At 60.2% G+C, this 13,640-nt stretch carries 12 protein-coding genes; 10 read left to right on the top strand and 2 right to left on the bottom strand.

The features are described from left to right. Positions 1–50 precede the first annotated feature (50 nt). Positions 51–1,943, top strand: coding sequence for a penicillin-binding protein 2 (gene mrdA, locus ACSQ87_RS23005; protein WP_223433190.1), 1,893 nt, complete (start codon positions 51–53; stop codon positions 1,941–1,943). A gap of 12 nt (positions 1,944–1,955) precedes the next feature. On the opposite strand, the gene ACSQ87_RS23000 is transcribed toward mrdA, so the two are convergent. Further along, positions 1,956–2,915, bottom strand: a complete 960-nt coding sequence (locus tag ACSQ87_RS23000; protein WP_095131011.1) for a LysR family transcriptional regulator — start codon at positions 2,913–2,915, stop codon at positions 1,956–1,958. Positions 2,916–3,071: 156 nt separating this feature from the next. Here ACSQ87_RS23000 and ACSQ87_RS22995 point away from each other — a divergent pair, with 156 nt between their 5' ends. The 7 genes from ACSQ87_RS22995 to ACSQ87_RS22965 all read left to right on the top strand — a co-directional run bounded on the left by ACSQ87_RS22995 (position 3,072) and on the right by ACSQ87_RS22965 (position 9,941). Then, positions 3,072–4,373 carry an MFS transporter gene (locus tag ACSQ87_RS22995; protein ID WP_008145464.1) on the top strand — a complete coding sequence of 434 codons (1,302 nt, stop codon included), beginning with the start codon at positions 3,072–3,074 and terminating at the stop codon, positions 4,371–4,373. Further along, positions 4,370–5,125: a class II aldolase/adducin family protein gene (locus tag ACSQ87_RS22990; RefSeq protein WP_056741989.1), complete on the top strand. Its 756-nt coding sequence runs from the start codon at positions 4,370–4,372 to the stop codon at positions 5,123–5,125. The genes ACSQ87_RS22995 and ACSQ87_RS22990 overlap by 4 nt, the downstream gene beginning before the upstream one ends. Then, the gene (locus ACSQ87_RS22985) at positions 5,122–6,051 is read left to right on the top strand and encodes a 2-hydroxyacid dehydrogenase (RefSeq protein WP_436274458.1); all 930 of its coding nucleotides are present in this window, start codon (positions 5,122–5,124) and stop codon (positions 6,049–6,051) included. The genes ACSQ87_RS22990 and ACSQ87_RS22985 overlap by 4 nt, the downstream gene beginning before the upstream one ends. Positions 6,052–6,178: 127 nt before the next feature. Next, a complete protein-coding gene (locus ACSQ87_RS22980; RefSeq protein WP_056741987.1) occupies positions 6,179–7,558 on the top strand; it encodes an MFS transporter in 1,380 nt (459 codons plus the stop codon). 18 nt (positions 7,559–7,576) lie between these two features. Further along, positions 7,577–7,969 carry a RidA family protein gene (locus tag ACSQ87_RS22975; RefSeq protein ID WP_415767983.1) on the top strand — a complete coding sequence of 131 codons (393 nt, stop codon included), beginning with the start codon at positions 7,577–7,579 and terminating at the stop codon, positions 7,967–7,969. After that, on the top strand, positions 7,962–8,582 hold the full coding sequence (locus ACSQ87_RS22970; protein WP_436274457.1) for an RraA family protein: 621 nt from the start codon (positions 7,962–7,964) through the stop codon (positions 8,580–8,582). The genes ACSQ87_RS22975 and ACSQ87_RS22970 overlap by 8 nt, the downstream gene beginning before the upstream one ends. A gap of 48 nt (positions 8,583–8,630) precedes the next feature. Further along, a complete protein-coding gene (locus ACSQ87_RS22965) occupies positions 8,631–9,941 on the top strand; it encodes an OprD family porin (RefSeq protein WP_436274456.1) in 1,311 nt (436 codons plus the stop codon). Between the two features lie 9 nt (positions 9,942–9,950). On the opposite strand, the gene ACSQ87_RS22960 is transcribed toward ACSQ87_RS22965, so the two are convergent. Further along, complete coding sequence (locus ACSQ87_RS22960) at positions 9,951–10,883, bottom strand: LysR family transcriptional regulator (RefSeq protein WP_033061190.1); 933 nt, start codon at positions 10,881–10,883, stop codon at positions 9,951–9,953. Positions 10,884–11,045: 162 nt separating this feature from the next. On the opposite strand from ACSQ87_RS22960, the gene ACSQ87_RS22955 reads away from it, so the two are divergent. Both ACSQ87_RS22955 and ACSQ87_RS22950 read left to right on the top strand, forming a co-directional pair. Further along, entirely contained in the window at positions 11,046–12,356 is a 1,311-nt protein-coding gene (locus tag ACSQ87_RS22955) for an MFS transporter (RefSeq protein ID WP_436274455.1), read from the top strand. 24 nt (positions 12,357–12,380) lie between these two features. Next, positions 12,381–13,610, top strand: coding sequence for a Zn-dependent hydrolase (locus tag ACSQ87_RS22950; protein WP_436274454.1), 1,230 nt, complete (start codon positions 12,381–12,383; stop codon positions 13,608–13,610). Positions 13,611–13,640 lie beyond the last annotated feature (30 nt).

Genomic DNA, 13,640 nt, shown 5'->3' with positions numbered 1-13,640 from the left:
TTCAAGCCTACGGATTGGCGCCCCTTCACAGTCAAAGAGCTGCTGCAGAGATGCCCCAACCGATACCGATCAAGGACCACGAAAAAGAGACGCGCCTGGTCAACAAAAGACTGATGGCTTGCGCCCTGTTCGTTGTCGCCATTACCTGTGCACTGGTAGTGCGCATGTATGTCCTGCAAGTGGTCGAATTTGACTATCACTCGACGATCTCTGAAAACAACCGCGTCCACGTCCTGCCGATCACCCCCACCCGCGGATTGATCTATGACCGCAACGGCGTAGTTCTGGCGGACAACCGTCCCAGCTTCAACCTGACCATCACCCGCGAACGCGCCTCCGATGTCAAAGAGGAACTGGATGAGGTAGTCAACCTCCTGCACTTGCCGACTGAAGACCGCTCGCTGTTTGACAAGGCGATGAAGCAGGCGCGCCATCCATTCGTGCCGGTCACCTTGTTCTACGAGCTCAGCGAAGAACAGATCGCCGTGTTGGCGGTCAACGAGTTCCGTCTGCCGGGGATCGACGTAGAGCCACAATTCGTTCGCCACTACCCGATGGGCGCGCACTTTGCGCATTCGATCGGCTACGTCGGCCGCATCAACGAGAAAGAGTCCAAAGCCCTGGACACGGTGGAATACCGTGGCACTCAATCCATCGGCAAGACCGGCATCGAAAAATTCTACGAGTCGCAGTTGCACGGCCAAGTGGGTTACGAAGAAGTCGAAACCAACGCTCAGGGCCGGGTCCTGCGAGTGCTCAAGCACACCGATCCGATCCCGGGCAAAAACATCGTACTGAGCCTCGACGTCAAACTTCAGGAAGCCGCCGAGGAAGCCTTGGGTGATCGTCGCGGTTCGGTGGTCGCCCTCGATCCGTCGACCGGCGAAGTACTCGCGATGGTCAGCAAGCCGAGTTTCGACCCGAATCTGTTCGTCACCGGCATCAGCTTCAAGGAATACGCAGCGCTCCACGATTCCATCGACCGGCCGCTGTTCAACCGCGTACTGCGCGGTCTCTATGCACCGGGTTCGACCATCAAGCCGGAAGTGGCCATTGCCGGCCTCGACACCGGAGTCGTTACCCCGCAGACCCGCGTCTTCGACCCCGGTTATTACCAACTCCCGGACTTCGATCACAAATACCGTAACTGGAACCACAGCGGCGATGGCTGGGTGGACATGGACGCGGCGATCATGCGCTCCAACGACACCTACTTCTACGACCTGGCCCACAAGTTGGGTATCGATCGTCTGCATGACTACATGGCCATGTTCGGTCTCGGCGAGAAAGTCTCGCTGGACATGTTCGAAGAGTCTGCCGGTTTGATGCCATCGCAAGCCTGGAAGCGTGCCACGCGCCGTCAGGCATGGTTCCCGGGTGAGACGGTGATTCTCGGCATCGGTCAGGGCTACATGCAGGTCACGCCGCTGCAACTGGCCCAAGCGACTGCGCTGATCGCCAACAAAGGTGTCTGGAACCGGCCGCACCTGGCCAAGACCGTGGACGGTGTTGCGCCCGTGGATGAGCATCCAATGCCAAACATCCTGTTGAAAGACCCGCGTGACTGGGAGCAGGTCAACCATGGCATGCAAATGGTGATGCACGACGCTCGCGGGATTGCACGGGCGGCAGCGGCGGGGGCTCAGTACCGCATCGCCGGCAAGAGTGGTACCGCGCAAGTGGTGGCGATCAAGCAGGGCGAACGTTACAACCGGGCGAAAACCCTGGAGCGTAACCGCGACAACGCCTTGTTCGTCGGTTTTGCCCCGGCCGAACATCCGAAAATTGTCATCTCGGTGATGATCGAAAACGGCGAGGCCGGCGGTCGCGTCGCAGGTCCCGTGGTGCGGCAGATCATGGACGCCTGGCTACTCGATCAGGACGGTCACTTGAAGCCGCAATACGCTACGCCTAGCAAAGCACCGGGTGATCCTCACGTCTAAGCGATCAAGGCTTCACAGCACAGGCTCACGAATACTGAGCATGTGCTGGAAGCTTTCGAGGAACACGGTTTCGGCCTGACTCATCTTCTGCTCACGATTCCACAATAGCTGGATATCGAAATCCACCACCCCATCTTCCGGCGGCAAACGCCAGAGCAAACCTTGCTCGACATCCCTTCGTACCAGGTGCGTCGGCAGACAGCCAATGCCGAACCCTGAACAGATCAAGCGATAAATCTCTTCGAAACTCGTCGATGAAGCGACGATCTTGCCGGTAAAGCCTTGTTGGTCGCGGAACAATGTCAGGGGCGAAAGATTGCCCCCGAGTTGGTCACTGGTGAAGCTGACAAAGTTCTCCGCCGCGAGCTGTTCCAGGGTCAGATTCTCTTGCCCGAACAGTCGATGACGCTGCCCGCAGAAGTACGCATAAGTCTCACGAAACAGTACTCGCTGCTCCAGCCGCGGCTGCGGTAAACGGCACAGGCCGACGCCAATGGTCGCTGTCTTTTGCAGCAGTGAACTGATGATGTTCGAGCTACCCATCACCTCGACTTCAAACTCGATTTTTGGATGAGTTTCGTGGAAATCGGCGAGGAACTCGTCGTAATGTCGTGCTTGCACGCCGCTGACGGTAAGGATGCGGATCTTGCCGACCACGTCGTCGTTACGACTCTCCACCACCGTGCCCAGTCGTGAAATATCGCCGTAAATGTCCGCCGCAATACGCAGGACTTCCTCCCCGGTTTCGGTCAAATCAAACCGTCGCCCACTGCGGGCAATCAACACACATTCCAATTGTTCCTCCAGCCGTTTCAGTGCCTGGCTGACGGCTGACTGCGTGATGTGCAATCGCGCGGCGGCCCGGCTCATGCTGCCTTCCTGGCCGATCACCAAATAGGTGCGTAACAGGTTCCAGTCGAGGCGGTCATTCAGAAAGCGGCGACCGACCCAAGGGTTAGAAGTGGAGGGCATAAAACTCCTGGTAGTAGCAAGGCTAATAGTAAAGATAAGAATTTGAAAATTGACTAATCCTGGCACGGAAGCGATAAAGCTAACAAGCGCCACAGAGTGCAACCCGTAAACAGCCTTCAGTACCTGCCCAAAACTATAAATACACAGGGTCCTTGCATGCACACTACCCCTCAACCGCGTCGAGCGGCGGCGGCAGCCTTCATTGGCACGACCATCGAGTTCTACGACTTCTACATCTATGCCACGGCGGCAGCGCTGGTGCTCGGGCAAGTGTTCTTTCCCAGCCACGACCCGGTGATGAGCACCCTGGCAGCGTTCGGCAGTTTCGCCGTTGGCTTCATCGCTCGCCCAATGGCCGGCATGGTGTTCGGTCATCTCGGTGATCGCCTGGGTCGCAAGAAAATGCTGCTGGTGACCATGGCGTTGATGGGGCTGGCCACCGCTGGCATCGGGATGTTGCCGAGCTACGCCAGCGCCGGTATCTGGGCGCCGATCGGCCTGATCGTGCTGCGGTTGATTCAGGGCATTTCAGTCGGCGGCGAGTGGGGCGGGGCGGTGCTGATGGCCAGCGAACACGCCCCGGCCAAGCGCAAAACCTTCTACGCCTCGTTCGCTCAGCTCGGTAGCCCAGCGGGTTTGCTGCTGGCTTTGATCGCCTTTCGCTTGGTGACATCCCTTGAGCCGGAAGACTTCCTCGCCTGGGGCTGGCGTCTGCCGTTTCTCGCCAGCGGTGTGCTGATGATGGTCGGCCTGATGATTCGTTCCGGTGTTCACGAGTCGCCGGAGTTCGCCAAGGCCCGGGACAACAACGAGACTTCCAAGTACCCGGTGAAGGACGTGATCCGCACCTGCTGGCGGCAGATCCTGTTTGCTGCCGCCGCCGTGACCATCGGTTCGGCCGGGTTCTTCTTTACCAATACCTTCATGATCACCTACGTCACCCAGTATCAGGGCATCGCGCGCTCGACGATTCTCGATTGCCTGTTCCTGGTGACCGTCATTCAGCTGCTCTCGCAACCGCTCTCCGCGTTGCTGGCCGAGCGCATCGGCGAAGGCCGCTTCCTCAAACTCGTCGCGCTGCTGTGCATGGTCACGCCGTATCCGATGTTCATGCTGGTGGGCACACAGAACATTGTGCTGATGACTGTCGGCATTGCTCTGGCGGTGGTGATTCTTTCGGCGCTGTACGCGGTGATCGCCGGCTACATGACCCAGGCGTTCCCGGTGCACCTGCGCTACTCGGGCATTTCTATCGCCTACCAACTCAGCTGCGCGCTGGCCGGCGGCACCACGCCGCTGATCGGCACGCTGCTGGCGAGCAAGTTTTCCGGACAATGGTTGCCGTTGGCGGTGTTCTTCACCTTGCTTTCGGCCCTGTCCTTGATCGGTGTTTGCGGCCTGGCCCGCCTGCGCGCCAACCCGGTCGTCACCCACGCTGCTAAAGAGGTGTATTCGTGAGTAAACCTGAACACATCGGCCCGGTTGAATGGCAAGCCCGTTGCGAACTGGCTGCGCTGTATCGCCTGGTCGCGCACTTTCGCATGACCGACTTGATCGACACCCACATCACCCTGCGTATTCCGGGGCCTGAGCATCACTTCCTGATCAACCGCTACGGGGTGATTTTCGACCGCATGCGCGCTTCGGACCTGGTGCGTATCGATCAGGACGGGCGAGTCGTCGATCCGGAATATGAAGGTCATCGGGTCAACGCTGCCGGCTTCGTCATTCACTCGGCGATCCACATGGCCCGCCCGGATCTCAACTGCGTGATTCACACCCACACGGCCGCCGGCATGGCAGTCGCCGCCCAGAAGCACGGCTTGCTGCCGATCAGTCAGCACGCGCTGAAGTTCTACGGCAAGTTGGCGTATCACACCTATGAAGGCATCGCGCTGTCACTGGATGAACGCGAACGTTTGATTGCCGACCTGGGGCCGCACCGGGCGATGATCCTGCGCAATCATGGACTGTTGGTTGGTGGTTCTGGTGTGGCCCAGGCGTTCCAGGAGATTCACTTTCTGGAGCGTGCCTGTCAGGCGCAGGTTGCGGCGTTGTCCGGTGGTTCGGCGTTGCATTACCCGTCCCCTGAAGTCTGTGCACACACTGCCGAACAGTTTGACCGCGATGAACAGGACAACATCATCGACCTGGCCTGGGAGGCCGCTTTGACCCTGATCGAATCCCAGCGCGAGTCCTATCTGTCATGAACACCGTGGTTCTGCTGTCCCGCGACACCTTGCTGCTCAAGCAACTGCAGGCAGCCTTTGCCCGCAGTGCGCCGCAACTCAAGGCAGTCCTTGCCGATGATCCGTTGGCCAGGAATGCGCAAATTGCCGCGTGCTGGTTTCCCTTGCCGGGCAGCCTCGCCGCATTGCCGAACCTGCAAGTCATTCACTCGGTGGCCGCCGGCATCGATCACCTCGATCACGACCCGTCGTGCCCGGATCTGCCGATCTGCCGAGTGGTCGATCCCGGCCACCGCCAAGGCATGACCGAGTACGTGCGCTGGGCGGCGATTCACTATCACCGCGGCTTCGATCAGGTGCTGTTGCAGCAACAGGACCAGCGTTGGGAGCGGCCGCTGCAACGGGCAGCGGGACAGTTCAAGGTCGGGGTGATGGGGCTTGGGTCGTTGGGCAGCGCGATTGCCCAGGACCTGGCCGCTGCCGGTTACGACGTCCGTGGCTGGGCGCGCCGCAGTAAGGATTTACCAGGCGTACAGACGTTCGCCGGTGCGGAAAAACTGAACCCGTTTCTCGATGGATTGGAGTTGCTGATCAACCTGTTGCCGCTGACCAGCGAAACCCGCGGCATCCTCGGCAGCGCAACGTTCGAGCGGCTCGCCAACGGCGCCGCGCTGGTCAATTGTGGTCGGGGTGGTCATCTGAATATCGACGACCTCGAACAAGCCTTGGCCCGAGGAAAACTGCGCGGCGCTTTGCTGGATGTTTTCGAGGAAGAACCGCTGCCGGTCGATCACCGTCTCTGGACAATGCCCGGCGTCACCATCACCCCGCACATGGCATCGGCGGCCTCCCACGACTGTATCGCCGAACAAGTAGCAGAGAACTTTCGCCGTTTAAATACCGGTGAATCGTTATTGAATTGTGCGGACCGAACACTCGGTTATTAATAAGAAAGCGCCTTGCAAACTCGCCCATTGAGTTGGGCGATATATAACAACACTCCCTCACCTCGAAAGTTTTACTGCCAGTTAAAACAATTAAATACGAGTTCTTGATGAACTCCTGGAGACAGTAATGAGCGATCTATCGCCTGTAGAAAAGTCCGGCGCACCTCCGGAAGTTGCAGTCAGCATGAAGAAAGTCGCGGTGGCCAGTGTGATTGGCACCACGGTGGAATGGTACGACTTGTTTGTGTTCGCCACGGCTTCGGCGCTGGTGTTCAACAAAGTGTTCTTTCCGGATTTCGATCCGTTGATCGGTACATTACTGGCGTTCGGTACGTTTGCTTCGGCGTATCTGGCCCGGATTGTCGGCGCGGCACTGTTCGGTCATTTCGGTGACCGTTTGGGACGCAAGTCGATGTTGTTGGTTTCACTGTTGACCATGGGGGCCGCTACTTTCGCCATCGGGTTATTACCTAACTACGCGGCCATTGGTATCTGGGCGCCGATCCTGTTGTTGCTGCTGAGGGTGATTCAAGGCTTGGCGTTGGGCGGCGAGTGGGGCGGTGCGGTGCTGATGGCGGTGGAACACGCTCCCGCCAACAAACGTGGCTTGTACGGCTCGTGGGTACAGATCGGCGTCCCGGCCGGGACCATGATTGCCAACCTGGCCTTCCTGCTGATTGCCGCGTGGCTGTCCCCTGAAGACCTGTTGGCCTGGGGCTGGCGTATCCCGTTCCTGGGCAGCGTGCTGCTGATCGCCGTGGGCTTGTACATCCGTTTGAACATCTCTGAAACCCCGGCCTTCAACAAGGTCAAGGAAGCCGAGGTGCAAGTGAAAATGCCGCTGGCGGAAGTGTTTCGCAAGTACTGGAAACAAGTCGTGCTGGGCGGGATCGCCACCATGTCGACCGGGGCGTCGTTCAACATCATCGTTGCCTTCGGCCTGACGTACGGCACGCAGAATCTGGGGTTCAGCCGCAGCGTGATGCTCGGCGTGGTGTTGCTGTCCTGCGCCTGGTGCATCGTCATGTTGCCGGTGTTCGGCGCGCTGTCGGATCGTTACGGACGCAAGCCGATCATCGTTGCCGGCATCGTCGCCGAAGCGTTGGTGGCGTTCCCGCTGTTCTGGTTGATGGACACCAAAGAGTTGCCCTGTGTGATCTTCGGCTACCTGCTGTTGATGACGGCCTTCGCGGCCAATTACGGGCCGATTGCGACCTTCCTCGCCGAACTGTTCGGCACTCGGGTGCGCTATTCCGGGTTGTCGATCAGCTACATGTTGTCCGGCCTGCTCGGCAGCGCCGCGACGCCCATCGTCACCACCGCATTGCTGGCAGCGACCGGCAAAGGCTCCTCGGTGGCCTGGTACATGATCGGTGCAGCGTTGATTTCGTTGGTGGCGCTGTTGTTGCTGACCGAGACCTTCAAGCGAGATATCAGTGAAGTCCCAGCGGCAGTGCCGGCCAACGAGCCAGCCCTCGGCAAACCTGTCAAATCGGCCGCCGCCTGATTAATGGAGTTCAACAACATGCGCAGAATTCAGTCAGCCCCGGGCTTCATCGGCCCGGTCGGCCCTTACTCCCAGGCGGTGGTCAGCGGCCACCTGGTGTTCACCGCCGGGCAGATTCCGGCCCAGAGCGGGCTCGATGACCAGCCCGCCAGTTTCACCGAACAAGTGCGGCAAACCTTGCGCAATCTGGAAGCGATCCTGATTGAAGCCGGGTCCGACTTCAGCCACGTGATCAAGGTTAATGCGTACCTCACCGATCCCGCACAACTGGAGCCGTTCAATGCGGTGTATCGCGAGTTCCTCGGCCATGCGCCGCCAGCACGCACCACGGTGTGCGTGGCGCTGTGGGGTGTGTCGCTGGAAATCGATTGTGTTGCCGAGTTGATTGCCAAGGAGGCGCAACATGGATGAATCGCAGCTGATCGAGCAGCTCAACGCGGTGAGCTTTCCGACCCTCGGGCATTTTCTCGAGGAAGGCTTTGCCGACTCGCAACTGCGGGCCATGGTGCCTAATGTGAAGCTGGTCGGCCGCGCGCTGACCCTGAAACTGGTGGGCGCCGATGCCATCGCGGTCAACCAGGCCCTGGCGCTCATCCAGCCCGGCGATGTGCTGGTGATCGACACCGATGGCGACTGGCAACACGCGCCCGTTGGCGCGGTCACCAGTTGCGCCGCGAGTTGTGCCGGTGCGGTGGGCATCGTGGTGGACGGCGCGGTGACCGACTTGCTGGAACTGCGCGAGGCCGGGTTGCCGGTCTTCGCTCGCGGCACCAGCCTGCTGACCACCAAGTTGCATGGCCGTGGCGACAGTCAGATCAATCAGCCGATTCACTGTGCCGGCGTCACGGTGCATCCCGGGGATTTCGTGCTGGCGGACGACAACGGCGTGCTGTTTCTCGATCCGGTCACCGCGCAAAACGTCATCGAGCGCGCGCTGGCATCGGACCGGGCAGAACCGCACCTGCTGACCCGGTTAATGGCGGGCGAACCAGTGTCCAGTGTCTTGAGTATCAAACTTTCTTAATGACCGGCAGCCAGCGCAAAAGCTGGCTGCTCAGGAACTTCAAAATCAATGAACAAACAACCGTTGGCACTTATTGCGATCGGCAGTGCGCTATTCAGTCCGTTAAGCATGGCGGACTTTATCAAAGACAGTAAAGCGACCCTCGGGATGCGTAACTATTACTTCAATAACGATAATCGCGATGGCACCGCGAACCCTTCAAAAACCGAAGAGTGGGCGCAGGGTTTCATGCTCAACTATCAGTCCGGATTCACCGAAGGCACCGTTGGCTTTGGTGTCGATGCGCTAGGGCTGCTGGGTATTCGCCTGGACAGCGGTGACGGTCGCCATGTCGGCAGTTCGATGATCCCCAACGATGGCAACGGCGCCGCCGAGCAATGGTCGCGTTTCGGTGCGACGGCGAAGATGCGCTTTGCCCAGACTGAAATGCGTTACGGCACGCTGACACCGAAGTTGCCGATTCTGCAGGCCAATGACGGGCGGCTGCTGCCGCAGACATTCGAGGGTGGGCAGATCGTCTCGAATGACTTCGAGCATCTGACCCTGACCGGTGGTCATCTCGAACACGCCACGGGTCGCGGCTCCAGCGACAGCACCGGCCTGGCCGTGGCCGGCGGCACCCGGGAAAGCAACGCGTTCAATTTTGCCGGTGCCGATTACAAAGTCACCGATGCGCTTCTGGCGCAGTACTACTACGCCAATCTTGAAGACTATTACCAACAGTATTTCGCCGGTCTGGTTCACAACCTGACACTGGGGGATTTCGGCGCGCTGAAAACCGATCTGCGTTACTTCAAGACCTCCGCCGACGGTGCCAATGACTCGGCCAGCGGGCGGGCCAGCGGCTACCGTACCAGCGGTTATACGCAGAACGGCGACGGCAAGATCGACAACAATACCTGGAGCCTGGCGTTCACCTGGAGCATCGGTGCTCACGCGCTGATGACCGGTTATCAGCAGGTGTCCAGTGACAGCGGATTCGTGCAGCTCAACCAGGGTGGTTTACCGGACAAAGGCGCTGGAGGCGCCAGCGTCTACCTGCTGACCGACCGTTACATCCAGAACTTCACCCGCGCCGGTGAACGTACCGGTTTCGCCCAGTACAGCTACGATTTCGCCGCCCTTGGCGTGCCGGGGCTCAAGGCTTCGGCGATGTACCTCTCAGGCAGCGGCATTAAAACGGTGGCCGGACCTGAGCAAGAGGAATGGGAGCGGGACCTGAGCCTCGACTACGTGATCCAGAGCGGGCCGTTGAAAAACGTCGCACTGGGTTGGCGCAACGGCATGTCGCGCAGTGAAGCATCGCGCGATGCGGACCAGAACCGCCTGGTGGTCAGCTACAGTCTGCCGTTGTTCTGATCGGGTAACTCAGTCCAGCAAGCACTGTTGCAGGCTCTCGAGAAAAATCGTCTCGGCCCGGCTCATGCGCTGCTCGCGATTCCACAGCAAATGAATGTCCACATCGGCAATCCCTTCGTGGGGCGGCAGGCGCCAGAGCAATCCGGCGTCGACGTCCGCCGCCACCACGTGCTCGGGCAAACAGCCGATCCCGTACCCGGCGATCACCAGTCGCCGGACTTCTTCCAGGCTCGGTGACGAGGCGACGATCCGTCCGCTGAAACCTTGCTGATCACGAAAAATCGTCAGCGGCGAGAGCATGCCGCCGATCTGGTCGCTGGTGAAACTGACGAAGTTCTCCCGCTGCAAATCCCCTTCGGCAACGTTCTGTTGGCCGAACAGTGCATGGTGCTTGCCGCAGAAAAACGCATAGCGCTGACGCAGGAACAGCCGTTGTTCCAGGCGCGGCTGCGGGCGGCGATTGAGGCTCAGGCCGAGGGTCGCGGTTTTTTCCTGGAGGGCGCTGACGATGTCGGAGCTGCGCATCACGTCGACTTCCAGATCCACTCGCGGATGCTGCCGATGGAAGTCCGCGAGGAAGTCATCGAAGCGCTCCGAGAAGATCCGGCTGATGATCAGCAAGCGAACCTTGCCGATCACTTCGTCGGCCGGTTGCTCCAGCACGCTGCTGACCTGGGACATCTGCCCGTAGATTTCCCCGGCCAGTTCGAAGATTTGTTCGCCGACTTCGGTCAGGGCAAACCGTGGCCCGCGACGGGCGATCAGTTGTCGGCCCAGTTGCTCCTCCAGACGCTTCAGTGCCTGGCTCACTGCCGGTTGCGTCAGGTGCAGGCGGGCGGCGGCGCGGCTGATGCTCAGCTCCTGACCGATCACCCGAAAAGTGCGTAGCAGGTTCCAGTCCAGACGGTCATTGAGCAGGCGTTGTACATCGCGTTCGGCCATGGTGGCTCTCGATTATAAGCTGGCGTAATAGTCCGCATAATAAATAGAAAATTGACTAATCATAGCCCCAAGACGATAAATCATCTCCAGACAGGCGCCGTCAGAGCGCCTTGATTTTGCAGTTTCACTCCTGCCAAAAAAATAACCAAAGGAGCCCGACCCATGAAGCCCCAAGCTTCTCCTCAGCCGCGCCGTGCGGCAGCCGCAGCCTTTATCGGCACCATGATCGAGTGGTACGACTTTTACATCTATGCCACCGCCGCCGCGCTGGTATTCGGCGCGCTGTTCTTCCCTTCCGACGACAAACTGTTCAGCACCATGGCTGCCTTCGGCACCTTCGCCGTGGGCTTCTTTGCGCGGCCGTTGGGCGGGATTATCTTCGGCCATATCGGCGACCGCATCGGCCGTAAAAAGTCGCTGATCATCACGTTGCTGATGATGGGCGTGGTCACGATCTGCATCGGCTTGCTGCCGACCTACGCACAAATCGGCGCAGCGGCGCCGGTGCTGCTGATTCTGCTGCGCATCGTCCAGGGCATCGCCGTCGGTGGCGAGTGGGGCGGGGCGGTGTTGATGGCCGGCGAGCATGCGCCGAAAGGTCGACGCAACTTCTTCGCGTCCTTTGCGCAGCTGGGCAGCCCGGCCGGTTTGATCCTGTCACTGTTGGCTTTCAGTGCGGTCACCCGTCTGCCGGAAGAAGACTTGATGAGCTGGGGCTGGCGCCTGCCGTTCCTCGCCAGTTCGTTGCTACTGCTGGTGGGCCTGGCGATTCGCCTGGGCGTGAATGAGTCGCCGGAGTTCCTCGCCAGCCGTGAACTGGCGCGCAAAAGCACACGCAAGGAGCAGGCGCCGGTCATGGAAGTGTTGCGTACCGCGTGGCGCCCGTTGCTGCTGTGCATCGGCGCCAACACCCTCGGGATCGCCGGGGTGTATTTCACCAACACCTTCATGATCGCCTACACCACCCAGCAACTCGAATTGCCGCGCTCACTGATTCTTGAGTGCCTGTTTGTGGTGGCGATCATTCAGTTCTGCATTCAACCGCTGGCGGCGTGGGTCGCCGAGAAAATGGGCGCCACGCGATTCCTGTGCCTGGTGTCGTTGTTGGCCATCGCCTCGCCGTACCCGATGTTCGTGCTGGTCAGCTCGGCCCAGGCGCCGCTGATCATCCTCGGCATCGCTCTGGCGGTGGTGTGCATGGCGTCGTTCTACGCGGTGATCGCCGGTTACGTCAGCGGCATGTTCGAAACCCGCGTGCGCTACACCGCGATTTCGTTGGCCTATCAGATTTGCGGCGCCGTGGCCGGTGGCCTGACGCCGCTGATCGGCACCTTGCTGGCACACAAGTTCGCCGGCCAATGGTGGCCGATGGCGGTGTTCTACAGCCTGATTGCCGCGACTTCGCTGATCTGTGTCCTGTCCCTTGCCCGTCGCCATGCCAGCGCTGAACGCCTCGAATTGGCCAACGCTTGATTAACGTTTTCCCAGGAGTAACTCATGTTGAAAATTAATGGTGAACGCCTCTGGGCGAGTCTGATGGACATGGCCGAAATCGGCGCCACCGCACGTGGCGGCAGCTGCCGCCTGGCCCTGAGCGATGAAGACAAGGCCGGTCGTGAATTGTTTTCCCACTGGTGCCGCGAAGCCGGCATGACCCTGAGCGTGGATGCTATCGGCAACCTGTTCGCCCGCCGCGCCGGCACCGACCCCGATGCCGCGCCCGTGATGATGGGCAGCCACCTCGACACCCAACCTGAAGGCGGGCGTTTCGATGGCGTCTACGGCGTACTCGCCGGCCTGGAAGTGGTGCGTTGCCTGAATGACCTCGGCATCCAGACCCGCAAGCCGCTGGAAGTGGCGGTGTGGACCAACGAAGAAGGCGCACGCTTCACCCCGGCGATGTTCGGCTCGGCGGTGTTCACCGGGATCATGCCACTGGACGCAGCGCTGGCGGTGCGTGACATCGACGGCATCAGCGTTGCCGAAGCGTTGCAACGCACCGGTTACGCCGGCGAACGCCCGTTTGGCGGCGCGGTGGATGCGTACTTTGAAGCGCACATCGAACAAGGTCCGATCCTCGAAGACAACGCCAAAAGCATCGGCGTGGTCAGCGGTGGCCAGGCGATTCGCTGGCTCGACGTGCGGGTCGAAGGCATGGCTGCCCACGCCGGTACTACGCCGATGCCGCTGCGCAAAGACGCCCTGTATGGCGTGGCGCGGATGATCCAGGCCATCGAAAGTCTGGCCACCGATTTCGCGCCGGAAGGGCTGACCACTGTCGGCGAGTTGAGCATCAACAAGTCCTCGCGCAACACCATTCCGGGGTTGGTGAATTTCACCGTCGACCTGCGTCATCACCGCGACGAAGCCATCGAGGCCATGGAGCAGCAAGTCCGCGAGCGGCTTCAGGCGATTGCCGATAGCCGAGGCTTGAACCTGACGATTACGCCTCACTGGATCAGCCCGGCAACACCGTTCGATGCCGATTGCGTGGCGGCCGTGCAGCAGGCGGTGGACGCGCTGGGCTACGCTCAGCAATCGATTGTCAGCGGCGCCGGGCATGATGCGATTCATCTGGCGCGGTTCTGCCCGACGGCGATGGTGTTCATTCCTTGCGTCGGTGGCTTGAGCCATAACGAAGCCGAAGATGTGCTGCCCGAAGACGTGCGTCAGGGCACTGATGTGCTGCTCAACGCCGTGCTGGCCCGCGCCGGTAAAGTCGAATAAACGCAATCCAATGTGGGAGCGGCGGTGCGG

Source organism: Pseudomonas sp. LjRoot277 (assembly GCF_964253845.1).
Taxonomy (GTDB): Bacteria; Pseudomonadota; Gammaproteobacteria; order Pseudomonadales; family Pseudomonadaceae; genus Aquipseudomonas.
Note: the sequence above shows the minus strand (reverse complement) of the source record. Positions and strands in the feature narration are given on the sequence as shown.